24 protein-coding genes are annotated in these 26,362 nt (G+C 64.4%); 16 read left to right on the forward strand and 8 right to left on the reverse strand.

Features of this window, described 5'->3' with window-relative positions:
* Positions 1-85 precede the first annotated feature (85 nt).
* From ACFQ3C_RS05415 to ACFQ3C_RS05425, 3 genes are all read left to right on the forward strand, one after another.
* A complete protein-coding gene (locus tag ACFQ3C_RS05415; RefSeq protein ID WP_380789465.1) occupies positions 86-304 on the forward strand; it encodes a hypothetical protein in 219 nt (72 codons plus the stop codon).
* A 231-nt stretch (positions 305-535) separates the two neighbouring features.
* Entirely contained in the window at positions 536-763 is a 228-nt protein-coding gene (locus ACFQ3C_RS05420; protein ID WP_380789466.1) for a DUF1127 domain-containing protein, read from the forward strand.
* Between the two features lie 75 nt (positions 764-838).
* On the forward strand, positions 839-2,287 hold the full coding sequence (locus ACFQ3C_RS05425; protein WP_380789467.1) for a TrkH family potassium uptake protein: 1,449 nt from the start codon (positions 839-841) through the stop codon (positions 2,285-2,287).
* Positions 2,288-2,298: 11 nt separating this feature from the next.
* Here ACFQ3C_RS05425 and ACFQ3C_RS05430 read toward each other — a convergent pair whose 3' ends face one another.
* A complete protein-coding gene (locus tag ACFQ3C_RS05430) occupies positions 2,299-4,059 on the reverse strand; it encodes a serine protease (RefSeq protein WP_380789468.1) in 1,761 nt (586 codons plus the stop codon).
* A gap of 212 nt (positions 4,060-4,271) precedes the next feature.
* Here ACFQ3C_RS05430 and ACFQ3C_RS05435 point away from each other — a divergent pair, with 212 nt between their 5' ends.
* The 8 genes from ACFQ3C_RS05435 (at position 4,272) to glmM (ending at position 14,749) form a co-directional block, all read left to right on the forward strand.
* On the forward strand, positions 4,272-5,201 hold the full coding sequence (locus ACFQ3C_RS05435) for a glycine--tRNA ligase subunit alpha (protein ID WP_380789813.1): 930 nt from the start codon (positions 4,272-4,274) through the stop codon (positions 5,199-5,201).
* Positions 5,201-5,725 (forward strand): DUF6446 family protein, encoded by a 525-nt coding sequence (locus ACFQ3C_RS05440; protein WP_380789469.1) that lies wholly within the window; start codon positions 5,201-5,203, stop codon positions 5,723-5,725. Before ACFQ3C_RS05435 ends, ACFQ3C_RS05440 begins: the two co-directional genes overlap by 1 nt.
* A gap of 72 nt (positions 5,726-5,797) precedes the next feature.
* Positions 5,798-7,852 (forward strand): glycine--tRNA ligase subunit beta, encoded by a 2,055-nt coding sequence (gene glyS / locus ACFQ3C_RS05445; RefSeq protein ID WP_380789814.1) that lies wholly within the window; start codon positions 5,798-5,800, stop codon positions 7,850-7,852.
* Between the two features lie 98 nt (positions 7,853-7,950).
* Positions 7,951-10,491: a pyruvate, phosphate dikinase gene (gene ppdK / locus ACFQ3C_RS05450; protein ID WP_380789470.1), complete on the forward strand. Its 2,541-nt coding sequence runs from the start codon at positions 7,951-7,953 to the stop codon at positions 10,489-10,491.
* A gap of 208 nt (positions 10,492-10,699) precedes the next feature.
* A complete protein-coding gene (locus tag ACFQ3C_RS05455) occupies positions 10,700-11,323 on the forward strand; it encodes a cell wall hydrolase (RefSeq protein ID WP_380789471.1) in 624 nt (207 codons plus the stop codon).
* A gap of 92 nt (positions 11,324-11,415) precedes the next feature.
* A complete protein-coding gene (locus tag ACFQ3C_RS05460; protein WP_380789472.1) occupies positions 11,416-12,348 on the forward strand; it encodes a dihydroneopterin aldolase in 933 nt (310 codons plus the stop codon).
* A 42-nt stretch (positions 12,349-12,390) separates the two neighbouring features.
* Positions 12,391-13,413, forward strand: coding sequence for a dihydropteroate synthase (gene folP, locus ACFQ3C_RS05465; protein WP_380789473.1), 1,023 nt, complete (start codon positions 12,391-12,393; stop codon positions 13,411-13,413).
* The gene (gene glmM, locus ACFQ3C_RS05470; RefSeq protein ID WP_380789474.1) at positions 13,403-14,749 is read left to right on the forward strand and encodes a phosphoglucosamine mutase; all 1,347 of its coding nucleotides are present in this window, start codon (positions 13,403-13,405) and stop codon (positions 14,747-14,749) included. Before folP ends, glmM begins: the two co-directional genes overlap by 11 nt.
* Positions 14,750-14,830: 81 nt before the next feature.
* Here the strand turns inward: glmM and ACFQ3C_RS05475 are convergent, their stop codons facing one another.
* Complete coding sequence (locus ACFQ3C_RS05475) at positions 14,831-15,733, reverse strand: DMT family transporter (protein WP_380789475.1); 903 nt, start codon at positions 15,731-15,733, stop codon at positions 14,831-14,833.
* A 122-nt stretch (positions 15,734-15,855) separates the two neighbouring features.
* Positions 15,856-16,878 (reverse strand): ketol-acid reductoisomerase, encoded by a 1,023-nt coding sequence (gene ilvC / locus ACFQ3C_RS05480; protein ID WP_068290687.1) that lies wholly within the window; start codon positions 16,876-16,878, stop codon positions 15,856-15,858.
* Positions 16,879-17,021: 143 nt separating this feature from the next.
* On the opposite strand from ilvC, the gene ACFQ3C_RS05485 reads away from it, so the two are divergent.
* The 3 genes from ACFQ3C_RS05485 to ACFQ3C_RS05495 all read left to right on the forward strand — a co-directional run bounded on the left by ACFQ3C_RS05485 (position 17,022) and on the right by ACFQ3C_RS05495 (position 19,147).
* Positions 17,022-17,477, forward strand: coding sequence for an Lrp/AsnC family transcriptional regulator (locus tag ACFQ3C_RS05485; RefSeq protein ID WP_380789476.1), 456 nt, complete (start codon positions 17,022-17,024; stop codon positions 17,475-17,477).
* Complete coding sequence (locus ACFQ3C_RS05490) at positions 17,474-17,944, forward strand: Lrp/AsnC family transcriptional regulator (protein ID WP_380789477.1); 471 nt, start codon at positions 17,474-17,476, stop codon at positions 17,942-17,944. The genes ACFQ3C_RS05485 and ACFQ3C_RS05490 overlap by 4 nt, the downstream gene beginning before the upstream one ends.
* Before the next feature lie 75 nt (positions 17,945-18,019).
* Positions 18,020-19,147 carry an aminotransferase class V-fold PLP-dependent enzyme gene (locus tag ACFQ3C_RS05495; RefSeq protein WP_380789478.1) on the forward strand — a complete coding sequence of 376 codons (1,128 nt, stop codon included), beginning with the start codon at positions 18,020-18,022 and terminating at the stop codon, positions 19,145-19,147.
* A 132-nt stretch (positions 19,148-19,279) separates the two neighbouring features.
* Here ACFQ3C_RS05495 and ACFQ3C_RS05500 read toward each other — a convergent pair whose 3' ends face one another.
* The 3 genes from ACFQ3C_RS05500 to ACFQ3C_RS05510 form a co-directional block, all read right to left on the reverse strand.
* The gene (locus ACFQ3C_RS05500; protein WP_380789479.1) at positions 19,280-20,482 is read right to left on the reverse strand and encodes a UbiH/UbiF family hydroxylase; all 1,203 of its coding nucleotides are present in this window, start codon (positions 20,480-20,482) and stop codon (positions 19,280-19,282) included.
* A gap of 60 nt (positions 20,483-20,542) precedes the next feature.
* Positions 20,543-20,782, reverse strand: coding sequence for a hypothetical protein (locus ACFQ3C_RS05505; protein WP_380789480.1), 240 nt, complete (start codon positions 20,780-20,782; stop codon positions 20,543-20,545).
* Between the two features lie 123 nt (positions 20,783-20,905).
* Positions 20,906-21,550 carry a pyrimidine 5'-nucleotidase gene (locus ACFQ3C_RS05510; RefSeq protein ID WP_380789481.1) on the reverse strand — a complete coding sequence of 215 codons (645 nt, stop codon included), beginning with the start codon at positions 21,548-21,550 and terminating at the stop codon, positions 20,906-20,908.
* Positions 21,551-21,631: 81 nt separating this feature from the next.
* On the opposite strand from ACFQ3C_RS05510, the gene ACFQ3C_RS05515 reads away from it, so the two are divergent.
* Positions 21,632-22,306: a GntR family transcriptional regulator gene (locus ACFQ3C_RS05515; RefSeq protein ID WP_380789482.1), complete on the forward strand. Its 675-nt coding sequence runs from the start codon at positions 21,632-21,634 to the stop codon at positions 22,304-22,306.
* Here the strand turns inward: ACFQ3C_RS05515 and ACFQ3C_RS05520 are convergent.
* Both ACFQ3C_RS05520 and carA read right to left on the reverse strand, forming a co-directional pair.
* Complete coding sequence (locus ACFQ3C_RS05520) at positions 22,290-24,302, reverse strand: glycosyltransferase family 2 protein (RefSeq protein ID WP_380789483.1); 2,013 nt, start codon at positions 24,300-24,302, stop codon at positions 22,290-22,292. The two genes, ACFQ3C_RS05515 and ACFQ3C_RS05520, sit on opposite strands and share 17 nt — an antisense overlap.
* A gap of 96 nt (positions 24,303-24,398) precedes the next feature.
* Complete coding sequence (gene carA / locus ACFQ3C_RS05525; RefSeq protein WP_380789484.1) at positions 24,399-25,568, reverse strand: glutamine-hydrolyzing carbamoyl-phosphate synthase small subunit; 1,170 nt, start codon at positions 25,566-25,568, stop codon at positions 24,399-24,401.
* A 286-nt stretch (positions 25,569-25,854) separates the two neighbouring features.
* On the opposite strand from carA, the gene ACFQ3C_RS05530 reads away from it, so the two are divergent.
* A complete protein-coding gene (locus ACFQ3C_RS05530; protein WP_380789816.1) occupies positions 25,855-26,313 on the forward strand; it encodes a GatB/YqeY domain-containing protein in 459 nt (152 codons plus the stop codon).
* Positions 26,314-26,362 lie beyond the last annotated feature (49 nt).

The raw sequence follows: 26,362 nt of genomic DNA on the forward strand, positions 1-26,362 counted from the left end.
GGTGGTGCCTATCTGATCCCTGATCCCGGACATGGGCCCCGGAAAAGGGCCCCGGAAAAGGGCGACAATACAAGGACCAAAAGACATGAGCAGCAACACCACGAATACCCCCGTTTTTCACGGCATCGACGCAACAAGCCTGCGCGCATGGTTCGCCCGCAGCTTTGAAGCTTATGCCCGGCGTCGCAGCCGTCTTGACCGTATCGAGGCGCTGCAAGCCATGAGCGACGTGCAACTGGCGGCGATCGGGATCCGGCGCGAACAGATCGTACACTACGTCTTTCGCGATCTCTGCTGGGCGTGACTCCGGGCGGTGCGACAGCACCATGACCCTGGCAATTGAAAAAAGGCTGTCCGACCGGGCAGCCTTTTTGCGTGTCGTCCCCCAGGACCGGGCAGGGAAGGATCGCCTGCCTTGCTGTCAGCGCAATGCCGCATTGCGGCATTGTCGGTGGTAAAGTCATCAATGCTGACCTACTTTGATGGCAAGGGAGACAACGAACCAACGAAATCGAGGTTTATTATGGCTACCCACATGACCAATCTGCACGATACGGCAATCGACACGCGCGCCCGCCTGATGGCGCGGATCGACGCCTTCTTTGCCAGCCTGGGCCAGGGCATCAATGCCTACATGCACCGCAAATCCCGCATGGACCAGATCGAGGCCCTGAATGCCCTGTCCGACAGCGAACTGGCGGATATCGGCATCACGCGTGACGACATCCCGCGCCATGTCTTCCGCGACACCTTCTATATCTGACGGTGACGCGGCGAACCGGCGGCCGTGGCGGTGTGACGCTTGACAGCGTCGCGCGCTACGGCCAAGCCTTGCCCCATGTTGGACCTGCGACCCGTCGGATATGTGATCGGCCTTCTGGTCGCGGCCCTTGGCCTGACCATGATCCCCCCGCTTGCTGTGGACCTTGCCGAGGGCAGGGGCCACTGGCCTGTTTTCTTTGAAAGCGCGGTTCTGACCTTCCTGACCGGCGGGCTGATTTCACTGGCCTGCAGCAATGGCGCGAAAGAAGGGTTGACGCTGCAGCAGACCTTCATCCTGACCAGCGGCGTCTGGCTGGTTCTTCCGTTTTTCGGGTCCTTGCCCTTCATGCTGGGCGCGACCGAGGCACGCTTTGTCGATGCTTTCTTCGAAGCGATGTCGGGCATGACCACGACCGGTTCCACCGTGTTCGTCGGGCTTGACGATCTGCCCAAGGGCCTGCTGCTGTGGCGCGGCATCCTGCAATGGCTGGGCGGAATCGGCATCATCGTTGTCGCCATGGTCTTTCTGCCCGAACTGCGCGTGGGTGGCATGCAGATCTTCAAATCCGAAGCTTTCGAGACGATGGGAAAGATCCTGCCGCGCGCCAGCGCCATCGCATCGCAGATCTCGATCATCTACGTGGGCCTGACCGTGGCCTGCATGTTCACCTATCTGCTGATGGGGATGAATGCCTTTGACGCCACTGTGCATGCGCTGACGACCATTTCGACGGGTGGGTTTTCAACCTATGACGCGTCATTCGGGGCGTTTTCGGGCAATATGGAATATGCCGCGTCGATCTACATGATCCTCGCGGCGCTGCCTTTCGTGCGCTATGTCCAGCTGCTGAACGGCACGGCGCGCCCGCTTTGGCGTGACAGCCAGGTGCGCTGGTTCATCGGCATCATTACGGGTCTGAGCATCGGTACAGCCGCGATTCTGACCACGATCTTCCCGCACCATCCTGAACAGGCCTTCCGCGAGGCGCTGTTCAACATCACCTCGATCATGTCGGGCACGGGCTATGCCAGCGTGGATTACATGGCCTGGGGCAGTCTGCTGGTGGGGATGTTCTTTTTCATCGGCTTGATCGGCGGCTGTGCCGGATCGACGGCCTGTTCTGTCAAGATCTTCCGCTATCAGATCCTGTTTTCGTCGATCCGGGCGCAGATCCGCAAGACGCAGTCACCAAACGGCATCTTCATTCCCCGTTTCGAAGGTGCGCCGATCACCGATGACGTGATGGATTCGGTGATTTCGTTCTTCGGCTTCTTCGTCCTCACGCTGGGGATCGTCGCCGTGGCGCTGTCGCTGACCGGCCTTGATTTCATCACCTCCGTTTCGGGGGCGGCGACGGCCATGGCCAATATCGGCCCCGGCCTGGGTGATCAGATCGGCCCGGCGGGCAATTTCGCCGGGCTGAACGATGCGGCCAAATGGATCCTCAGCTTTGCCATGTTCGTGGGCCGGCTTGAGGTTCTGGTGGTCTTCGCGGTCTTCACGGTCAGTTTCTGGCGCGCCTGACCGGGCTGGTGTCAGTCCCAGCAGCCGACCAGAACCGTCATCGCACTGGCCTGACGGGTCAGGTCCACGGGATGCAGCGCGCTGGTGGCGACCGAGAGTGACGAGGTCACGCCGATACTGTCCAGAAGGGCGCGGATCGCGCTGGCGTCCACGCTGAAGCTGACGTTTTGCGGCAATTGGCGCCCGGCCAGGGTTGGCGCGCTCAACATGCCGACCACGGCGCCGCTGATATCCAGAACGGGACCGCCCACATCACCGGGCAGGGCGTCCATCTCCAACCGCTTCAGGTTCTCTTCCCCGTTCAGACCACGCAGATCGGCCAGGCGACCGAAGGTCAGGGTCGGCGCGCTGAGAATGCCACCATAGGAAAACCCCGCGACCGACACTTCGGACTGCAATCTTGGCGTGACGGTCTGAAAGGCCGCCGTTGTCATTGGCGCCAGCGGCAGATCAGGTCTGAGAACGGCGATGCCCAGGGTTTCATCCGTTCCGATCACGCTGGCCTCGGTGTCGTTGTCCAGCGTCACCCGCGCGCAGCCCGCAACCGCATCGGTCGAGGTCACGACAGTCCCTTGCCCATCGACATAGAAACCTGACCGGGTCAGGCGCGGCTTGCGAATTTCCAGACCGGCCACAAGATCAATGCCCTGCGCGCCCGGTGCATCGGCGATGACATCCAGTACCCCGTCGATCCGGGTGAAGCTTTTCTGCATTTCGCCCAGCAGACGCTGGCGGCGGTCCTCGTCGCCGGCGGGCCAGACAAGGGTAAAGCCCTTGATCCGCCCGTTCGCCAGCGTGACCTCGGTATGTGACACGAAATCGCCGCCCTGGCCGATCAGGACGAACCCGTCCTCGCGCCGTTCGCGCGGGCCCTCGGTGGGTACGATCCGCAGGGTCTGCATGATGTCATAAAGGCCGAACATCGTGGCCCGGTCGCCTTCCTGGCTGATCAGCAGAACCCGCGCATCAATATCGCCGCTGGCCTCGTAATGCACGAAAGGCGGCTCGATCCGGTCGAAACTGACAACCCCCAGCGGCAGCAGCATCTGGATTCCGGCGGTTTCGTCGCGCACCATTTGCAGGTCAAGCCCGGACAGAACGGCGTTATATTGACCCAGCAGCGTCTGGCGCTGAAGCGTTGTCAGAATGCCGGTAGGCTGGAAATTGTTGGCCGATTGCCATGCGGACATGGATGCGCGCGTGCCGCGACCGAAGGCGCCATCAATCGGGCCGTCATAGAAACCGGCCCATTTCAGCGCAACCTGCAAGGCCTCGCGCCCCTCGCGGGACAATTGCGCCTCGCTGCTGCGCGCCTCGTTGGGGGATTCGTCCGGCAGGGGCGGTTGCGGAATGCCGGCCTGGTCGGTGACGACAGGCTGTGCGTCGGGGTCCTGCGCCGGGGCCCCCTCGGGCGGGGTGGTCGCTTGCGGCAGGCTGAGAAGGTTCGCGCCAATCGGCCAGAACTGCTGTCGGAAACTGTTGGTGAAGGCAATGAAACTGTCGTTCGGTATCGTGCCTTCGGCGCGGTAGACGCGCAGGACCTGATCGGCATCGCCCCGTGTGTAGGGGCCAAGCGCCAGCGCATACCAGCCGCTGGGCAGGACAAACCCGTTCACGTCGGGCAGTTCCGCGGCATATGTCCGCGCGCGATCCTGCGCCTCGGCCAGGGTGGGGCGGGCCTCGATCTGGACCCACACGACCTCTTCCTGCGCCCAGGCGCCGCGCACCAGCAACAGACCAATAACGAATACCGCGAAAACCTGCCTCAACATCAAATCAAACGCCTCTGCCTTTGTCATCTGACCCCGTTCGGGCCTTAGCGGCCCTGTTTTAACAAATCCCGACCGGCATGCATCCGAATAATGCATGATCGCGCAATTGACCCCATCCGGTGCGGGCAATAGGTAGAGCGCGCGATCTGTTGCCCGATATCCGGGCGACCAGGGCGCCGGGACAACCGATCAGGAGCGTTGGACGCATGAGCATGGCAGGAACAGGCGGTACGCCGCGCAGTTTCCAGGAAATCATCCTGAGGCTTCAGGCCTATTGGGCCGGCAAGGGCTGCGCCGTGATGCAGCCCTATGACATGGAAGTGGGCGCGGGCACGTTTCACCCGGCCACCACGTTGCGTAGCCTTGGCAGCCGTGCCTGGGCTGCCGCCTATGTGCAGCCCTCGCGCCGCCCGACCGATGGCCGTTACGGCGAAAACCCCAACCGCTTGCAGCATTACTACCAGTACCAGGTGCTGATCAAACCCAGCCCCCCCGATCTTCAGGCGCTGTATCTGGGCAGCCTCGAGGCCATCGGCATCGACATGGCCATGCATGACATCCGCTTTGTCGAGGATGACTGGGAAAGCCCCACGCTGGGCGCCTGGGGCCTGGGCTGGGAGGTCTGGTGCGACGGGATGGAAGTGTCGCAATTCACCTATTTCCAGCAGGTTGGCGGGCATGACTGCCACCCTGTCTCGGGCGAGCTGACCTACGGGCTGGAGCGTCTGGCGATGTATGTGCTGGGCGTCGAACACGTGATGGACATGCCCTATAACGATCCTGATGCGCCGATCCCGCTGACCTATGGCGATGTGTTCCGTCAGACCGAACAGGAATACAGCCGCCACAACTTCGACGCCGCCACCACCGAGATGCTGCTGCGCCATTTCGAGGATGCCGAGGCCGAATGTGCCCGCCTTCTGGCAGAGCCCGCCGAGGACCCCAAGACCGGCAAGCGCATCATCATGGCGCATCCCGCCTATGACCAATGCATCAAGGCCAGCCATCTGTTCAACCTGCTGGACGCGCGCGGCGTGATTTCGGTCACCGAACGCCAGGCCTATATCGGGCGGGTGCGGGCGCTGGCCAAGCAATGCGCCGATGCCTTCGTGCAGACGGACGCTGGCGGGTGGGCCGCGTGATGGGTAAATTCCTGGCGATCCTGATCCTTGTCAGCGCCCTGGTCGGCGGCGTGGCGATGTATTACCTGCAGGTCTACGGCTTCTACGACGAGATCACGGCCTCTGGCCCCGATGATGTGCAGATCGTCGCGCTGGCCACGGGTCAGTCCGAAGCTCTGCCCCATGTCGCGTTCCAGGCGATCGATTCCGACAGCAGCCCGATCCGCTACCGCGCCTGTTTCCGCACCGATCTGTCGCTGGAACAGATGCGCGCGACCTATGAACCCTATGCGCGGGCCGTGCCGTTGGTGGCGCCCAAGTGGTTCGATTGTTTCGATGCCCGCGCGCTGGGCGCCGAGCTGGAACAGGGCACTGCGCTGGCCTTCATGGGCACCGAGAATGTCCACTATGGTATCGACCGCATCGTTGCCGTCACGACCGACGGGCGCGGCTTTGTCTGGCAGCAGATCAACCGCTGCGGCGAGGTGGTCTTTGACGGACAACCCGCCCCCGCAGATTGCCCCACGCCCCCGCTGGAAAACTGATCCCCGCGCCAAGGAAACCGATCCATGCCCGATCTTCTGATTGAACTCTTCTCCGAGGAAATCCCCGCGCGCATGCAGGCGCGGGCGGCGGATGACCTGAAGAAACTGGTCACCAACGGTCTGGTCGAGGCTGGTCTGACCTATGCGGGGGCGGCCGCCTTTTCGACGCCGCGCCGCCTGACGCTGGCCATCGAGGGGCTTCTGGCCAACTCGCCCACCCTGCGCGAGGAACGCAAGGGCCCCCGGGTGGATGCGCCCGAACAGGCGATCGAAGGGTTCCTGCGCGGCGCGGGCCTGACCCGCGACCAGCTAGAGGAACGTGACGCCGGCAAGGTGCGTGTCTTCTTCGCCGTGGTCGAAAAGCCGGGCCGCCCCGCCGCCGATATCGTGGCCGAGGTGCTGGAAGCTGCGATCCGCAACTTCCCCTGGCCCAAGTCGATGCGCTGGGGCGCGGGGTCTTTGCGCTGGGTGCGCCCGCTGCAATCCATCCTGTGCATCCTGACCACCGAAGCCGGGGCCGAGGTGGTGCCGATGTCCGTGGACGGGATCACCGCCGGCAACACCACCGAAGGCCACCGTTTCATGGGCAAGGGGCGGTTTTCGGTCACCTCGTTCGAGGATTACGCCGCAAAGCTCAAGCAGAATCGCGTGATCCTGGACCCGACCGAGCGCGCCGATGCGATTTGGGCCGAGGCAACAAGCCAGGCCTTCGCCAATGGGCTTGAGCTGGTCGCTGACCCCGGCCTGCTGGCCGAGGTGGCGGGGCTGGTGGAATGGCCCGTGGTGCTGATGGGCGCGATTGACCAGGCGTTTCTGGGCCTGCCCCCCGAGGTGCTGCAAACCAGCATGCGCGAACACCAGAAGTTCTTCAGCGTCCGCAATCCCAAGACGGGCCGGATCGAGCGTTTCATCACGGTCGCCAATATCGAAACCCGCGACCATGGCGCGACGATCCTTGCGGGCAACCAGAAGGTGCTGTCGGCCCGCCTGTCGGATGCGCGCTTCTTCTGGGAAAACGACCTGCGTACGGTCAAGACCAAGGGGCTTGAGGGGATGGCCGCAGGCCTCGCCTCGGTCACTTTCCATAACAAGCTGGGCAGTCAGGCCGCCCGCGTCACCCGGATCGAGGCGCTGGCGCGCGAGATCGCGCCCCTGGTGGGTGCCAAACCCGACCTGGCCGGCGAGGCTGCACGCGTCGCCAAGGCCGATCTGCAATCCGAGATGGTCGGCGAATTTCCCGAACTTCAAGGGCTTATGGGCCGCTATTACGCCGCCGCCGCAGGCCATGATGACGGCGTGCCCGAGGCCTGCGAGATGCATTACAAACCGCTGGGCCCATCGGACGAAGTGCCCACGCACCCCGTCTCCGTCGCCGTGGCGCTGGCCGACAAGATCGACACGCTGACAGGTTTCTGGGCGATCGACGAAAAGCCCACCGGCTCCAAGGACCCCTACGCCCTGCGCCGCGCCGCACTGGGTGTGATCCGTCTGGTGCTGGGCAACGGGGTGCGCATGGGACTGAACTCTCCGACTGGCCCATTCGTTGCAGCCTTCACCATGCTGACAACTTCCTTTCAGCTAGGCGGAATGCAAAAGAACCGCACCGACCTTCTGTCCTTCTTCCACGACCGTCTGAAGGTCTACCTCAAGGATCAGGGCATCCGCCACGACGTGATCGACGCCTGTCTTCAGATGCCCGGCAATGACGATCTGACCCTGCTGGTCAAACGGGCCGAAGCCCTCGCCGCATTCCTGAAAACCGATGACGGCGAAAACCTGCTGCAAGGGTTCAAGCGCGCCGCCAATATCCTGTCCCAGGCGGAAGAAAAGGACGGCGTCGAATACTCCTATGGCGCGGATGTGAAATTCGCCGAAACTGATGCCGAACGCGCGCTGTTCGCCGCCCTCGACACAGCCGAGGCCGCGATAGCCCCTGCCATGAAAGCCGAGGATTTCGCGACAGCCATGACCGCCATGGCATCCCTGCGCGCGCCTATCGACGCCTTCTTCGAGGCGGTTCAGGTGAATACCGACAACGCGGTGATCCGGCGCAATCGTCTGAACCTGCTGTCGCGCATCCGCAGCACCTGCCTTGCGGTCGCGGACCTGACCCGGCTGGATGGCTGAACGGCCCAGGTGTCAAATAAATCTGACACTTCCTGAACGCCGCGCTTGCTTTGGGGCTGATCGGGCGTATTCTGCACCTGAATACGAAAGGCGCCGCAGTGCAGCATAACGACCCTGACCTTACTCTCGTCACGCCCACAGCCCCGATCAGCACCGCCACCCATGGCGGGCGGGCGAAATGCCTGCAGCGGCTGGCGCGGCTGGATCTGCCTGTGCCGCTGACTGTCGCGCTCAGCTTCGAGGCGGTGCAGCGGATCGCGGCGGGCGAGATGCCTGACATGCATGCGCTGATGGAGCCCTTTGGCGCGACACCCCTGGTCTGCGTGCGCCCATCCTCGGAAGACCCGGACTGGGGCGGGCCGGGTGCGGTTCTGAACATCGGCATGAACGACGAGGTCTACAAGGGCCTGCGCGAAAAGCTGGGCGAGGATGCGGCCGCCGCGATCTATCTTCGCTTCGTGCAGGCTTATGCGCTGCATGTGGCGCGTCTTGACCCGGACATGTTCGACGACGTGTCGCTGGAGGGGCCCGACGGGCTGGCCGATGTGCTGCGCGCCTATGAGGACGAGACCGAGGAACCCTTTCCCCAGGACCCGGCCGTCCAACTGGCCGAAGTACTGCGGTCCATGGCGCGCGCTTGGAGCGGGACGACCGCGCGGCTGCTGCGGCAGGCCAAGGGCGCGCCCGTTGATGCGGGTCTGGGCCTGGTGGTGCAGGCCATGGCCCTGGGTCTGGGGCAGGGGGAATGCGGATCGGGCGTGATCCAGCTGGTCAATTCCCAGACCGGGCACAAGCAGATCACCGGGCGTTACCTGTCCCAAAGCCAGGGGCGCGACGCGCTGCAACGTGGCACCAACGCCCTCTATCTGGAACGTGACAGCCGCGGCCCCTCGCTTGAGGAACTGGCGCCCGAGGCCTTTGAAGCGCTCAAGGCGCATACCGCGCTGATGCGCCAGCGCCTGCGTGAAGAGATGCAGGCGGAATTCACGATCCAGAATGGCCAGGTGCATATTCTGGATGGCGTGCGCGTGCAGCGCAGCGCGCGTGCCGCCGTGCGTATCGCCGTCGCCCTGGCCGAAGAGGGGATCATTCCGCGCGACGAGGCGCTTCTGCGGATCGAACCGCGCGCGCTGAACGAACTTCTGCATCGCCAGATCGATCCGTCCGCGCCGCGCGACCGTCTGGCACGCGGGATTGCCGCCAGCCCCGGTGCGGCCAGCGGGCGGCTGGTGTTCACCGCCGCCGAGGCCCAGGCCAGCGCCGCAAGGGGCGAGCCCTGCATCCTGGTGCGCCGCGAGACCAGCCCCGAGGATATTCGCGGCATGCATGCCGCCGTTGCAGTGCTGACCGAAAGGGGCGGCATGACCAGCCATGCCGCCGTGATCGGTCGCGGGCTTGGCCTGCCCTGCGTGGTGGGCGCCAGCGATATCAAGTTCAACCTGCGCAAGAATGCCCTGACGGCGCCGGACGGGCGCGAATTCCGTGCGGGCGACATCCTGACCATCGACGGGACCAATGGCGATGTTCTGGTCGGCGAACCTGCCATGCTGGAGGCAACGCAGGACGATGCCTTTCAGACCCTGATGCAATGGGCCGACGATGTGCGCGACATCGGGGTGCGGGCCAATGCCGACACCCCCGCAGACGCCCAGACCGCCCGCAATTTCAAGGCGCAGGGGATCGGCCTGTGCCGCACCGAACACATGTTCTTCGAGGCCGACCGCCTGACCGTGATGCGCGAGATGATCTTTGCCGATGCCAGCAAGGATCGCCGGGCCGCGCTGGATCGGCTTTTGCCGATGCAACGTGCCGATTTCGCGGAACTTTTCCGCATCATGCAGGGCCAGCCCGTGTGCATCCGGCTGTTCGATCCGCCCTTGCACGAATTCCTGCCCCACGACCGCGCCGGCCATCGCGAACTGGCCGAGGCGCTGGATCTGCCGCTGTCGGATGTCACGCGCCGCTGCGAGGCGCTGGCCGAATACAACCCCATGCTGGGGATGCGCGGTGTCCGTTTGGGGATCACCGTGCCCGAAATCTATGACATGCAGGCGCGCGCCATCTTCGAGGCGACGATCCTGGCCAGCCGTGACGGCGACCCGGTGGTGCCCGAGATCATGATCCCGCTGGTCTCGGCCAAGCGCGAGGTGGAGCTGGTCAAGACCCGCGTCGACGCGGTGGCCGCGGCCGTGCGGAACGAATCGGGGGTGAGTTTCACCTATCGTCTGGGGGTCATGGTCGAGACGCCGCGCGCGGCGCTCAGGGCAGGCGAGATCGCGCCATATACCTCGTTTCTCAGCTTCGGGACCAACGACCTGACCCAGATGACCTATGGCCTGTCGCGCGACGATGCGGGTCGCTTCATGTCGACCTATGTGCAGCAGGGCGTCTTTCCCGAGGATCCGTTTCACACGCTGGATCAGGACGGGGTGGGCGAGCTGTTGCAGATTGCGGCAAAAAGGGGGCGCGATGCCAGCCCCAACCTGGTCCTGTCGATCTGCGGCGAACATGGCGGCAGCCCCGAATCAATCGCCTTCTGCAGGGATGCCGGATTCAACTATGTGTCCTGTTCTCCCTTCCGCGTACCCGTCGCAAGACTGGCCGCGGCGCAATTGGCGGTCAGGGACAAGACAGGGTAGGTTTAGGCCAGACTGCCTACCATATTTGCCAAAAATGCATGGGTCCGATGCAAAAATTGATCTTGCGCTTTTGAGCGGTATCCCGCCTGTTCGGCGCTCGAATCGTCCGTGGGTGGACGGCCAGTCGATTTTTGGCTAAGGACACGTCTGATTTTGCAGGATGGGCCGGGATCTGCTCCCCGTGCATTCTGACAAGGAGATGACGAAAATGCGCCTTTTTGCTGCCATTGCACTGGCCACTCTTGTGGCCCTTCCTGCGGTGGGCGAGACGCCCATTCACGATGTTCTCAAGGAAGAGCGTCGCGGTTTGAACCGGATTTCAGCCTCTCATCTGGACGGTTTCCTGCAGAAGTCGGCCCCCGCATCGGGGCAGCTCAGCTACAGCCGGGACTGGCTGGACCAGTTGCCGCGCCCGAAACTGACCGATGAGGAAACGCGCTGTCTGTCCGAGGCGCTGTATTTCGAGGCGCGCGGCGAGACCCTGCGCGGTCAGTTCGCCGTCGCAGAGGTGATCCTGAACCGGGTCGACAGCGTGCTTTATCCCGACACGATCTGTGGTGTGATCCATCAGGGCACGGGCCGGAAATACCAGTGCCAGTTCACCTATACCTGTGACGGTATCCCGGATGTGATCGCCGAAAAGGCCGCCTTCGACATTTCGGCCAAGGTGGCCAGCGTCATGGCCAGCGGGGCCCCCCGCGCCCTTACCGAAGGGGCCACGCATTACCATACGACCGCTGTCGCACCGAACTGGTCGCGCAAATTCCCCCGCACCACCACGATCGGCATGCATCACTTCTATCGCCACCCGATGGAAACAGCGCAGAACTGAACACGCCGTTTCCAGCCGCCGCTGTGCCGCAGCCGGCCTTGCAGCCGGGGCGTGGCGCGTTACTCTGCGCGCGCAAGGCAGGGGGAAACACCATGAGCAGCGAAATCAAATGGGCCTTCGGCCATCCGTCCGAACGTGCGGAAGGCACCGCCAGTCAAGAGATGCTGGATCGCATTTCCCTGCGTGATCACGTGGTCACCGTGGAAATCGGCGCCTTTCAGGCCGAACGCGGCACCACGCAGCGGATCTGCTTCAACGTGGTGGTCGAGGTCGAACCCCAGGACCGGCTGGATGATGATGTCGACCGTATCCTGTCCTATGACAAGGTGACCGAGGCGATTGCCCATGAACTTGGCGCAGAGCGTCTGAACCTGCTGGAAACGCTGGCGCAGCGCGTCGCAGACCGCATCTTGCTGGAGCCGCAGGCGCGGCGCGTCTTCGTGCGGATCGAAAAGCTGGATCGCGGCCCCGGTGCTCTTGGGGTCGAGATCATGCGCGCCCGTTCCACGACCAGCCCCGCCAGCGCCCCCCCCCAGCGCCACGGTGACGACCGTCCCCACCCCGAGGTGATCTATCTGTCCAACGCGGCCATTGCTTCGCCGCATCTGAAGGGCTGGATCGACCAGCTGTCATCCGGGCACCGCCCGACGATCCTGTGCGTGGGCGCGCCGGACCTGCCGGCCCCGGCCGCGGGCCACCCGATGGCACAGCGCCGCATCGACCTGCTGGCGATCGAACAGAACGCCTGGGTTCTGGCGGCCCGCGATCCGCGATGCGTGGTGGTGAATTCCCGCACGGAACTGGACTGGTCCATGCGGCAAGGCCAGATCAGTGTCTGGGCCCCCTCCAAGATCGTGCTGGACGCGGTGGACGGCCCTTCGGCGCAGCCGCGCGATGCCTTGGCTTTGGTGTTGTGGTTCGCCCGGCACATGCAGGCAGCTGATGTCGTGGTCATCGGCGAGACCCCGCCAAAAGACGCGGATCTGCCGATCCGTGCCCTTGGTGCCGATCAACCCGATCTGTGAGGGCGCTTGCCAACGGCCCTGCAATCGCCCATTCACGCAGTCATGACGCCCTATGTTCGCCCTCTTGTCCTGACCGGGCCGGAACGTCCCGCTGATGCCCTGCCGCTGGCCGGGGGGGCGCTGCTGTTCGACCGGGTCGAGATCCTGTCGCGCAACGCAGCCCCGCGGGTGATCCGGGCGCAGGATGCCCCGGCCGAGGTGCTGGCGCGCCTGACCGCACCCCGCGCGCCCGTTGCGGGTCTGGACATGGGGCGCGTGAACATCATGGGCATCCTGAACGTGACGCCCGACAGTTTCACCGATGGCGGACAGCACGACGCGCCAGAGGCAGCACTGGCCCATGCCCGCGTGATGCAGGGGCAGGGGGCCGATATCATCGACGTGGGCGGCGAATCCACCCGCCCCGGCGCCCTGACCGTGGCCCCCGAAGATGAGATCGCGCGCACCGCCCCGGTGATCGCCGCCCTGCGCGCGGCCGGTCTGGGCCTGCCCATCTCGATTGACACGCGCAAGACCGCCGTGGCCCGCGCGGCCATTGCCGCCGGGGCGGATCTGGTCAACGATGTCTCGGGCTTCACCTTTGATCCGGCGCTGGCAGGCTATTGCGCCGCTGATGGCCTGCCCGTCTGCGTCATGCATGCACAGGGCGATCCGCAGACCATGCAAGCCAATCCGCGTTATGATGACGTGCTGCTGGATGTCTATGATTTTCTGGAAGGCCGCATCGCGGCACTTGCGGGGCAGGGCATCCCGCGGGGGTGCATCATCGTCGATCCGGGCATCGGATTTGGCAAGACGCAGGCCCATAACCTTGCCCTGCTGGCGCGGATCGGCCTGTTTCATGCCCTGGGCTGTCCGGTCCTGCTGGGGGCGTCGCGCAAGAAATTCATCGCGACCCTGGGGCAGGCCCCCGATGTGGCGGACCGTGTGCATGGGTCGGTCGCCGTGGCCCTTGCCGCCGCGGCGCAAGGGGTCCAGATTCTGCGCGTGCATGACGTCTTCGCCACGCGATCGGCCCTGACCCTGTGGCAGGCCGCAACAAGAGGAACCACTGATGACGCGTAAGCTGTTCGGGACCGATGGGGTGCGCGGCACCGCCAATGTCCATCCGATGACCGCCGAGATGGCGCTGCGTATCGGGGCCGCCGTGGGCCGGTATTTCCGCCGTGACGGTGGCAGCACCGTGCACCGGGTCGTGATCGGCAAGGATACGCGCCTGTCGGGCTACATGTTCGAGAACGCGCTGACGGCGGGTCTGACCTCGACCGGCATGAACGTGTTGTTGCTGGGGCCGGTGCCGACGCCTGCGGTGGGTCTGCTGACGCCGTCGATGCGCGCGGATCTGGGTGTCATGATTTCGGCCAGCCACAATCCCGCGTCAGACAATGGGATCAAGTTCTTCGGACCCGATGGGTTCAAGCTGTCGGATGAGGCCGAGGCCGAGATCGAGCAACTGATCGAACAGGGGGTGGAACCGGCCAAGGCGCAGAATATCGGGCGCGCCAAGCGGATCGACGATGGCCGGTTTCGCTATGTCGAACGGGTGAAATCCACCTTTCCGGCCGGAATGCGGCTGGATGGGATCAAGGTGGTGATTGACTGCGCCAACGGGGCCGCCTACCGCGCCGCCCCCGAGGTTCTGTGGGAACTGGGCGCCGATGTGATCCCTGTGGGGGTCACCCCTGACGGGCGCAACATCAACCTGGATTGCGGCTCGACCAAGCCGCGTGTGGCGGCTGAAACCGTGGTGGCCCATGGCGCCGATCTGGGCATTTGTCTGGACGGTGATGCCGACCGGGTGATCCTGATCGACGAAAAGGGCCATGTGGCCGATGGCGACCAGATCATGGCGCTGCTGGCGGCCCGCTGGGCCGATGAGGGGCGCCTGAAAGGCAATGCGCTGGTGGCCACCGTGATGTCGAACCTCGGGCTGGAGCGGTTTCTGACGGCGCGTGGCCTGCGGTTGGAACGTACCGGCGTGGGTGACCGCTACGTGGTCGAACGGATGCGCGCGGGCGGCTTCAACCTTGGCGGTGAACAGTCGGGCCATATCGTGATGACGGATTATGCCACCACGGGCGACGGGTTGATGGCGGGCCTGCAGTTTCTGGCCGAAATGGTGCGTACCGGGCAACCGGCCTCTGCCCTGACCGGCAGCTTCGAAAAAGTGCCCCAGCTATTGCAGAATGTCCGTTACGCAGAAGGGCAAACCCCGCTTGAGGCGGCATCCGTGCAAAAGGCCATCGCTGCGGCCGAGGCCGCGCTGATCGGCAAGGGCCGCCTGCTGATCCGCAAATCAGGTACCGAACCCCTGGTGCGCGTCATGGCCGAATGCGAGGATGAAGCGCTTCTTTTGCAGGTGGTCGAAGGGATCGTCGCCGAGGTCAAGGCGGCGGTCTGATCCTGCAAGTTCGGTGAATTGCGGCGCACAAGTCATTGAAAAGGCTTGTGAGTGGCAAGTCACATCGGGGGGCACGCGGCCTCAACCCCGTCCGAACATCCGCATCAGGGCGCCCCATTGGCTCAGCGCCAGGCCCGTCAGGATGAGCGCCAGCGCCACGAAGAAACGCAACGGCAGCGCTTCGGACAAAACCAGCGCGCCGAAGGCCATGGACCATAGCGGCACCTGGTAATTGACCAGCGTCATGAAAACCGGCCCCGCGCTGCGGATCACCTGCACCCGCAGCAGCGCCGCCAGCGCCGTGGGCATCAGCCCCAGGAACAGGATCGCAAGCCCGCTTGTCTGCCCGGCCCAGCCCGGCACGCCCTCGATCGTCAGCATGGCCGGGATCAGCACCACGGCCCCCACGACCAGCGTGATCGTGGATAGCACCACCGGGTCGATCGGGGGGCAACGCCGCGTCAGGATCGCGGCCACCGCATAGGACAGGGCCGCGCCGACGCAGGACAATTGCCCCCATGCGGCCATGTCCCCGTTTTCCGCAAAGACACCCGGACCGATCAGCACCGCAGCCCCGATAAAGCCGACAATGACCCCGGCAGTGCGCCGCAGCGTCAGCGGCTCGTCCGCGAAGACATGCGCCAACGGCAGCACGAACAGGGGCAGGGCCGCCATTGAAATGCCCGCAAAGGCCGAAGGCACATGCTGCTGGCCCCAGCTGAGCAGGAAGAAGGGCAGCGCGGTCGACAACAGGCCGATCGCCGCCAGATACCCCCAGAGCCGCAGATCGCCGGTCGGCCAGCGCCGTCCCATGACCCGCATCAGCAGGATCAGCACCATGGCGCCAAGCGTGGTGCGGGCACAGGCCACCGTCAGCGGGCCATAGTCGCGCAAGGCGACGGAGACCACCATGAAGGTGCCGCCCCAGACAAGGCCCAGAAGGCCGATCGAAGCCCAGTTCGCAGCGGTGGGATGTTGTGCCATGCGGCGGCACTAACCATGCCGCGCGCGCAATGTCCACCGCCCCCATGGAAAAGGGGCGCCCCGTATCGGAACGCCCCTGATTTCAGCGGCTTGCGCCGCGAATCCGATTCTCTGCGTGAGGATCAGTTCTTCGACTTGTCGACCATCTTGCCGGCCGAGATCCAGGGCATCATGGCGCGCAGCTGCTCGCCGACCTTTTCGATCTGGTGCTCGTCGTTCAGGCGGCGTGTCGCTTTGAAGGACGGCTGGCCCACGGCGTTTTCCAGCATGAAGTCACGCACGAACTTGCCGTTCTGGATGTCGGTCAGAACCGCCTTCATCTTTGCCTTGGTCTCGTCATAGGGCAGGATGCGCGGGCCGCTGACATATTCGCCATACTCGGCCGTGTTCGAGATCGAGTAGTTCATGTTGGCGATGCCGCCCTCATAGATCAGGTCGACGATCAGCTTGACCTCGTGCAGACACTCGAAATAGGCCATTTCAGGCGCATAGCCGGCTTCGACCAGGGTCTCGAAGCCCATCCGGATCAGTTCGACCAGGCCACCGCACAGCACGGCCTGTTCGCCGAAGAGGTCGGTTTCGCATTCTTCGCGGAAGTTCGTCTCGATGATGCCGGAGCGGCCGCCACCGATGGCCGAGCAATAGGACAGCCCGATTTCCAGCGCCTTGCCCGATGCGTCATTATGCACCGCGACCAGGCAGGGCACGCCGCCGCCTTTGGTGTATTCGCCGCGCACGGTGTGGCCGGGGCCCTTGGGGGCCATCATGATGACGTCGACGCCGGGCTTCGGCTCGATCAGGCCGAAATGCACGTTCAGGCCATGGGCAAAGGCAATCGCGGCGCCTTCGCGGATATTGTCATGCACATACTGCTTGTAGGTTGCGGCCTGCAGTTCGTCGGGCATGGTGAACATGATCAGGTCAGCCCAGGCGGCGGCTTCGGCGATGCCCATGACCTTCAGGCCCTCGCCTTCGGCTTTCTTGGCCGAGGGCGAGCCCTCGCGCAGGGCGACGACCAGGTTCTTGGCGCCGGAATCGCGCAGGTTCAGCGCATGGGCATGGCCCTGGCTGCCGTAGCCCAGGATGGCCACTTTCTTGTCCTTGATCAGGTTGATGTCGCAATCACGGTCATAATACACGCGCATGAGATGATCCTTTCATATTGATCCGTCGAGTCTTGCTCTGGCCGCGACATTAGCGATCCCTTGCTCATTGTGTTTTCGTTTTTTATGAGTATTTGAAGGAACGGTGAAAGATCATTCGTATTTTGGAAAATGGTGCATAAATCATGCTTGATGACACTGACCGGCGCATCCTGCGCCATTTCCAGGCCGATCCGGAACTGGGTACGGCCGAACTGGCCGAACGGGCCGGGGTCACGCAGGCGACGTGCTGGCGGCGGCTGGAACGGCTGGCCGCGCGCGGCATCCTCAAGGGGCAACAGGCGGTGATCGACTGGCAGGCGCTTGGCTATGCGGTCGAAGTCAGTTTGCGCATCACCCTAGACAAGACGGTGACGCGGGCCTTCGACGACTTCCTTGCCGGCGCGCGCGAGATCCCCGAGGTGCTGGAGATCCAGACCTTTCTGGGCCGCGTCGATCTGCGGCTCTCGGTGATCGCGCGGGACATGCCCCATTATCAGCAGCTCTATCGCAGCCGTATCCTGACCCTGCCGCATATCGCGGATATCGAGGCGCTGATGCATGTCGCGCGCATCAAGTCGGATGAGGTGCTGCCGGTATGACCACCCTGTCCCTCACCGATCTGGACGAGACCGATCGCGCGATCCTGCGGGCGCTGGCGGCGGATGCGACCCTGAGCGCGGGCGCGCTGGGGCGGCGGCTTGGCCTGTCGCAGCCCGCAGCCTGGCGGCGCATCAAGCGCTTGCAGGAGGCGGGCGTGATCAAGGGCCGCCGGCTTGTGCTGGATCATGAACGGCTGGGCTTTGGCGTAACCGTTTTCCTTGGCGTGAAACTGGCCACAAAGGGCCGCGTCAGTCTTGAGGATTTCGAACGCGCCGTGACCGCCATCCCCGAGGTGCAGACGGTCGAACATATCCTGGGGCTTTATGACTACCGCTTGCGAGTCGTGGCGCGCGACATTTCCGACTTTGAACGCGTGCTGCGCCGCAGGATCATGACCCTTCCGGGGGTGGGCGATGTCGAGGCGAATGTGCTTTTGTCCGAGGAACGCCGCCCCGGCCCTCTGTGAGGGCGCGACGAATGGGGCTTTGCCTTTGGCGCCGCGCCGCGCTACCCCTTGGAAAACCTGTCGGAGGAAAGCCCCATGAATGCCCTGTTGAACACCGTGGACCCGGACGGGTTGCTGGAATTCTCGGTCGTCTTCACCGACCGGTCGCTCAACCACATGAGCGCAAGCTTCCAGCAGGTGATGCGCGATATCTCGGGCATGCTGAAAGACGTCTATAACGCCGATGGCGTGGCGCTGGTGCCCGGCGGCGGCACCTACGCGATGGAGGCTGTGGCGCGCCAGTTCGCCCATGACGCCCACGCGCTTGTGGTGAGAAACGGCTGGTTCTCCTACCGCTGGAGCCAGATTTTCGATGCGGGCCGGTTCACGGCACAGACAACCGTGTTCAAGGCGCGCCAGACCGGCAATGGCGTGACCGCCCCCTTCGCGCCCGCCCCCATCGACGAGGTGACGGCCGCCATTCGCGAGGCAAAACCCGATGTGGTCTTTGCGCCCCATGTGGAAACATCCGCGGGTCTGATCCTGCCGGATGATTACATCACCGCGCTGGCCGGCGCCGCGCATGAGGTGGGCGCGCTGATGGTGCTGGATTGCATCGCCAGCGGTTGCGCCTGGGTCGATATGAAGGCAACGGGTGTCGATGTGCTGATCTCGGCCCCGCAAAAGGGATGGTCGGCCTCGCCGTCCGCGGGCCTTGTAATGCTGTCGCAGCGCGCCATCGACCGGTTGGAGCATACGCAAAGCGATAGTTTCGCGGTGGATCTGAAGAAATGGTACACCATCATGCAGACCTACGAGGGTGGCGGTCATGCCTATCACGCCACCATGCCCACGGACGCCCTGCGCGCCTTCCGCGACACGATGCTGGAAACCCGTGACTACGGGTTCGAAAGGCTGCGCCAGGCGCAATGGGACCTGGGCAATGGCGTGCGCAAGATGCTGGCCGACAAGGGCGTGGTTTCCGTGGCCGCCGCAGGTTTCGGCGCGCCCGGCGTCGTGGTCAGCTATACCGATGATCCCGACATCCAGAACGGCAAGAAATTCGCGGCGCTTGGCATGCAGATCGCGGCCGGTGTGCCGCTGCAATGCGACGAGCCTGCAGGCTTCCGCACGTTCCGGCTGGGGCTTTTCGGGTTGGACAAGCTCTACGATGTGCCCGCCACGCTGGCGCGATTGAAGGCCGTGATCGACAAGGTTCTGTAGGCCCCCGGCTTCCGGATGCTCGCAACCGCCGATCGACACAGCCTGGCAGCTTTTGCCGAAATGGATCCGGCGGCTTCTTCTTGCTTAAAATATCCCCGCCGGAGGCATCCGACGGGGCGTCTGGCGCGGATGTCAGACTTTCGCGCCCAGGCCCATCTGCATCATCGTGCGCCGCACCGGGGCCATGGAATAGATCGCGTTCAACCCGGTGGCGCGCAGATCACGCAGGGGCTGTGCGGCCATCATCGAGGCGCGGTTGAGCAGGTCGATTCCCGCAACGCGGGCGCGCACCTCCGCGTGCCGGCGCTTGTGAAACGTCTCCAGCATGGCGGTATCGCCCAGACGTTCGGGGGCCGCCTCGGCCAGTTCCAGCAGCACGCGCATGTCGCCAAGGCTCATGTTCAGACCCTGTGCGCCGATGGGGGGCACCACATGGGCGGCCTCGGCCACAAGGGCCACGCGTTCGGCATACATCCGTTCCGCCAGCTGGCTGATGATCGGCCAGACCGTACGGCGCGAGGCCAGCGTCAGCGGACCATAGAGAAAACACGAGCGGGCGTTCATCTCGGCCTCGAAAGCCTCCTGCGGAAGGGCGGCCAGGCGCAGCACCTCTGGCCCCTGTTCCATCCAGACCACGGCGGACGAGGGCATGCCGTTGTAATCGGGCAGGGGCACCAGCGTGAAAGGTCCGCCTGAACGGTGGATCTCGGTCGAGACATTGTCATGCGGGATGGGATGGGTCACGGCGAAGGCCAATGCCTTCTGCCCGTAGCGGGTCGTTTTCACCGGCACACCCATCGCCTCGCGCACGGGTGAGGTCCGCCCGTCAGCCGCAATGACAAGCCGCACACGTGCGGTCGCGCCATCGCTCAGACCCACGCGCGCTTCGGCTTGGCGGGTGAAAACCGATGCGACCCCGACACCCGGTCTGAACGTGACCCTCGGCAGGTCGGCAAGGCGCGCCACCATTTCGCGGCGCAGCAGCCAGTTCGGCAGATTCCAGCCAAAGGGCTTGTCCGAGATGTCGGCGGCGTTGAAGTCCCGGGTCAGGCGCGGCTCGGCCACGGGTCCGCCCGCATCCACGATCCGCATGATCTGCAGGTCGGTCGCATGCGGGGCAAGCCGCGTCCAAAGCCCCGCGCGGTCCAGCAGCGCCTGTGCCGGTTGCAGAAAGGCGGTCGTCCGCAGATCTGCGCCGGTCGCATCGCGGTCGGTGATCGGCGGCGCGGGATCGACGCAGAGCACCGAGAAACCTGCGCTGCCAAAGACCGCCGCCGCGGTAAGACCGGCGACACCGCCGCCGGACACAAGGATATCGTAGTCGAACTGCCGCATGCTCTGGCCTCCTGCCAATCTATCTAGGCGGGTCGGGGCAAAGGTCCAAGCGGCATTCCGTCATCCCCGGGTGATCAGGATCAAGATCGTCCAGATCACCGGCACAGCGGCCAGCGCCGGGATGTAGAGGCCCGGAATGCCAAAGGCCGCTACGGACAGACCCCACAGGATGACACCGAAAAGCGTGATCATCAGGATCAGCCTGTCCGGGCTTGTCGCGGCTTTGTCCTGATCTGCATGGCCGGGCTGCGCCAGCATGACGCCGGTGTCGGCAACGAGTGTGGGGTCGATCTTGCTCATGAACTGGGGTCCTGTCTTCTCTGCATCATGGGAGGGCGCGGATAGCCGCCTGCTGCACAGATAGGAACGCGGCGAGAGGATCAAAGCTGCCTATTGCCGCAGCGCGGCGAGGTGACGCAGGCTTCAGGTCAGGCGGCCCAGAAAACCGGTCAGATCGTCGGTGTGATGGTGGATGTGGTCGCCCACATGCGGGTCGGGCGCCACATGGACCGTACGCATGCCCATGGCATGCGGGGCGGCCAGGTTGCGCTGATCATCCTCGAACATGGCTGCCCGTCCGGGATCCAGCCCGTCGCGCGAAAAGATGGTGGCAAAGGCCTTGGCTTCCGGTTTGGGCAGGAAATCCGCATGTTCGACCCCGTAGACCGCATCGAACAGCCCCGACAGGCCACGGGCGGCAATCACCCGCTCCGCATAGGGGCCGCAACCATTTGTGTAGACGATCTTGCGCCCCGGAAGGGCGCGGATATGCGCGGCCAGATCGTGATCCACCTCCAGGTGATCCAGCGAGATGTCGTGCACATGGGTCAGGTACGGCCCCGGATCCACGTCATGTTCGCGCATCAAACCCGCCAGCGTGGTGCCATAGGTTTTCCAGTAATGGCTACGCAGGTGGTTGGCGCGGGCCTGGTCCACACCCAGCGCATCCATGACGAATTGGGTCATGCGCACCTCGATCTGGTCGAAAAGGCGCGCCTGCGGCGGGTAGAGCGTGTTGTCCAGGTCGAAGACCCAGGCGGTGACATGGGTGAAATGCTGCTTTGCCATGGCGCGACGCTACCCCTCTGATCAGTCGGCTGCAACAGTTGCGCCTTGCCTGTCGGGGTGGCAGGGCGATAGTCTGGCGCCATGAACAAGGAGACGCCACGGATGAAGGACCTCAAGCCGGTGCAGAAAGACGCCTATACCCTGATCCTGGAAGCGATCGACACCGGTATCTACCGCCCCGGTGACCGCCTTGTGGAAAGCGAACTGGCCGAACGCTTCGGCGTGTCGCGCACACCGATCCGCGAAGCGTTGCAACGGCTGGAAACGCAGTCGCTGCTGACGCGGGACGGGCGCAGCCTGATCGTGGCCTCGCTGGATCACAACCAGCTGAGCGAACTTTACGTGGTGCGCGCCGAACTGGAAGGGCTGGCCGCGCGTCTGGCTGCCCGCCATGCCACCGCCGAGGAGGCCCGCGTGCTGCGCGACATGGTCGAGGCGGATCAGGCCCTGCTGGGCAATCCCAAGGGTCTGGCCCGCGCGAACCGGCGCTTTCACAAGCAGATCCACCTGGCCTCGCATAACCGCTACCTTGTTCAGCAGCTGGACCTTGTCCATCGGTCGATGGCCCTGATGGCCACCACTTCGCTGGCGGCCGAGGGGCGGGGCGAAGTCGCCCTGGCCGAGCACAGCGCCATCGTGACCGCGATCGAGAACCGCGATGAAATGGCGGCCTACCAGGCGCTGAAGGACCATATCTCCAAGGCCTTCGTGACCCGGCTCAAGCTGGATAGCGGCACCCTCAAGAGCGTCGAGTGAACGCCCGCGCCAGCAGGCTGCGACGCGGACGGGCCTGCAACGAATGGCCATGCATGGTCTTGTCCCAGAAAAAGGGCGCAAAGATCAGCTCATAGAGCGCCTTGTAGGCCGCCAGCACGCCCAGCGGAAAATAGAAATGCAGCGTCGGCACCCAGAACAGCAGGTGCCGATGGGCCGGGCCGGACACTGCCAGCAATCCGGTCGCAATGGTCAGAAGCTCGACCATCAGGAAAAGCCGCGCCATCGCGATCAGCGGCCCTTCGGGGATCAGCCCGTCCAGCGGATGCGGCAGGCCCAGCAGCACCAGCCAGAAAGACCACAAGACCGGCGCCAGCAGGAATTGCGAGAGCGCCGTGATGAAATGGGTCTGGTAGCCCAGGAAACGCCAGGCCCCCAGCTGCCGGAAAAGCAACACGGGCCTTCGCATATGCACCAAGTAGGTGACCATATATCCCTTCAGCCAGCGCGAGCGTTGCTTGACCCAGGGCAGGGGGTGGCAATTGGCCTCCTCTCCGGTGGTGGTGGCGATCATTTCGGTCCGGTAGCCGTGTCGCGCCAGACGAAACCCCAGATCGGCATCTTCGGTCACGTTATGGGCGTCCCAGCCCCCCAACCGGTCCAGCGCGTCACGTCGGAAGAACAGGGTTGTCCCGCCCAGCGGTATCGCAAAGCCAAGCCGCGCCATGCCGGGCATCATCACCCGGAACCAGGCCGCGTATTCGATAGTAAAGCAGCGCGCCAGCCAGTTCTGGCGCGGATTATAGTAATCCAGCACGCCCTGCAGGCAGACCAGATCCGGTGGCGCCGATGCAAAGCGAGCGACAACCCGGTCGATCTGGTCGGGATCGGGCGCGTCTTCGGCATCATAGATCCCGATGATCTGGCCGCGCGCAAAATCCAGCGCATAGTTCATCGCACGCGGTTTCGTCCGGGGCTGGCCATCCGGCACGGGGATGACCCGCATCCAATGCGGCAAGGCGACCTGCGCCAGCGCAGTGGATGTCACGTGATCGTTTTCCTCAAGGATCAGAAGAACGTCCAGCAGGGCCTTGGGATATTGCAGCCTTTCCAGCCGCCGGATCAGGATGTCGGCGACTTCGGGTTCACGGTAAAGCGGCACCAGGATCGTGACGACAGGGCGGCTGGCCTGATGGGCGGACAAGGGCTGCATATCCGGCACGGCGGGGCCGGGATGGGGCGCGATGTCCTGCAAGGGGCCGCGCGCGGTCAAAAAGGCCAGCACGGCGGCAGCCTTGTGCAGGGCCGCCACGGCCAGTGTCGCCATCGCCCAGGCTGCAAGCACGGCAAAGACCGCCACAGGATAGACCAGGACCAGCATCAGCAGGCTCAACACGGCGGTCCCCATCGCCAGTTTGCGCCAGGGTGATCGCACCGCCCATCCCCGGCAGCTTTCATCGGCGGGCACCCGCGTCAATGCGGCTTGCCTCATCTCGTCCCGCCACTGCTGGGCGATTGCCGCCTCAAGGTTGGCAGGATCGACCAGAACCGGGCTGGCGCAATGGAAGGGGGCGGGCAGGTCCGGCGCCTGATCGGCAAAATCCTCGGGGCGGGCCGTCGCCATCAGGATGATGCCAGTTTCGGTTTCGCGCCATGGCATCATGCCCAGCCGCAGGCAGGTCGCCGGATCAAGTTCGCGCGCCAGGGCGGGGTCGGGCGGTTGCTGCATCAGGTCCACCTGCCTTAGAGCGAAGCAATCGGCCCGCGCCTGCAGCAGTTGATCAGCCGTCAGCCAGCCCTCGTTCAGCGCGATTGCCGCAAGGCTGCTGTTGTCGCGGCGCATCTGCGCCCTGACGCTTAGCATCTGGCCCACGCTGACCAGTCTGCGGTCCACCAGGTAGCGCCCAAGGTCGGGCCGGACGCGGCCGCGCGGCAAGACGGATGGTCCGGCAGGCCTTGTGGCCGCGCGCAGCATCTCGTCGCGCGGCAGCGCCTCCTGCGCCGTGGCGGGTGGGTCCCCGCTGGTCCAGAACAACATGAGCGTTCCCCAAGCCATCTGTGGCACGGACCAGACATGTCACGTGCTTCTGGCGAAAGGATCGCAAGTATTAGTTAATCCTGCCTTAACAGGCGATTAACCGACGCGGTTTTCCGCTCGCTCTGCCATATGGGCCGCGAAACGCTCGAACAGGTAGAAACTGTCCTGCGGGCCGGGGCTGGCCTCGGGGTGGTATTGCACCGAGAAAACCGGCCGGTCCGCCATGCGAATCCCGCAGTTCGACCCGTCGAACAACGACACATGGGTTTCCAGCACGCCCTTGGGCAGGGTCTGGCTGTCAACGGCGAACCCGTGGTTCATCGAGGTGATCTCCACCTTGCCTGTCTCGAGGTCCTTGACCGGATGGTTGGCGCCGTGATGCCCGTGGTTCATCTTTATGGTCTCTGCCCCCAGCGCCAGTGCCAGCATCTGGTGCCCCAGGCAGATGCCGAAGACCGGCAGATCATGCTGCAATACACCCTGGATCATCGGCACGGCATAGGCCCCTGTCGCGGCCGGATCGCCCGGACCGTTGGACAGGAATACACCATCGGGATTATGGGCCATGACGTCTTCTGCGGTCGCCGTCGCGGGCAGCACGGTCACATCGCAACCGACCGAGGCCAGGCAGCGCAGGATATTGCGCTTGGCGCCGTAATCCACGGCCACGACCTTGAATTTCGGGTCCGCCAGGCGCGTGTAGCCCTGTGGCCAGGCCCAACGCATCTCGTCCCAGCGATAGGATTGCGCGCAGGTCACGTCCTTGGCCAGGTCCAGCCCCTTGAGGCCGGGAAAGGCGCGCGCGCGAGCGACCAGGGCCGCGATGTCGAAGACGCCATCCGGGTTATGGGCCAGCGCCACATGCGGTGCGCCCTGCTGGCGGATCGCGCGGGTCAGGCGGCGCGTATCGACGCCGCCGATCGCGATGCGGCCGCGCTTTTCCAGCCATGTGGTCAGATGTTCGGCCGCGCGCCAGTTGCTGGGTTCGGTCGGGTCCCATTTCACGACCATGCCCGCCGCCACGGGATCGGCGGTTTCGTCATCATCCGGGTTCACGCCGACATTGCCGACATGGGGGAAGGTGAATGTCACGACCTGCCCGGCATAGGACGGGTCTGTCATGATTTCCTGGTAGCCGGTCATGGCGGTGTTGAAGCACAGTTCCGCCTGGGTTTCGCCGGTGGCGCCGAAGCCGCGACCGTAGAACAGCGTCCCGTCTGCAAGCGCAAGGCAGGCCGTGGGGCGGGGGGCGTTGGTGTGGGGCATCTGGCGTCTCCGGTTCGGCTAAACGGCTATGGGCAGCGGTCGCGACATGCGCGGCGGGTCAGGCGGCATCGGATGCGGACAGGCAGCCCCCCGGAACCGCCCGGGCTGGGCACGGGCAAATTGGCGGAGGTGTACGGCCAGCACCCCTGATGGTCAAGGGCCAGCGTGCCGCAAAGTCATCCCCGGCCGCCTGTGAAAACAGACCCGCCCGGAAGGGCAGGACGGTTGCCCCTTTTGGCGGGACATACTATGTGTCTGCTCTGTGACAAAGCTTGGGATGAGCAGAATGGATATGCGCGACAGGGTCAACGCGGCCCTCAAACAAGCCATGAAGGACAAGGCGGTTGACCGTCTGTCCACGCTGCGACTGATCAACGCCGCCATCAAGGACCGCGACATCGCGGTGCGCGGTGACAGTGATTCCGCAGGTGTCGGGGATGCAGAGGTTCTGGCGATCCTTGGCAAGATGTCCAAGCAACGCATGGAAAGCGTGCGCGCCTATGAAGAAGGCGGACGTGTCGACCTGGCAGAGCGCGAGCGCGCCGAGATCGCCGTGATCGAGGAATTCCTGCCGCGGCAGCTGTCCCCCGCCGAGATCGAGGAGGCCGTGTCGGACGCAATCGCCACAACCGGCGCCACGTCGATCCGCGACATGGGCAAGGTCATGGGCGAGCTGAAGGGCAAGTATACGGGCCAGATGGATTTCGGCACCGTTGGCCCGATGATCAAGACACGTCTGAGCTAAGGCACGGTCGGCTGCCTGTGCGCCCGAACCGGGGTCAGGCGCCGGTTTT

Source organism: Seohaeicola saemankumensis (genome assembly GCF_042678485.1).
Classification (GTDB): domain Bacteria; phylum Pseudomonadota; class Alphaproteobacteria; order Rhodobacterales; family Rhodobacteraceae; genus Seohaeicola; species Seohaeicola saemankumensis.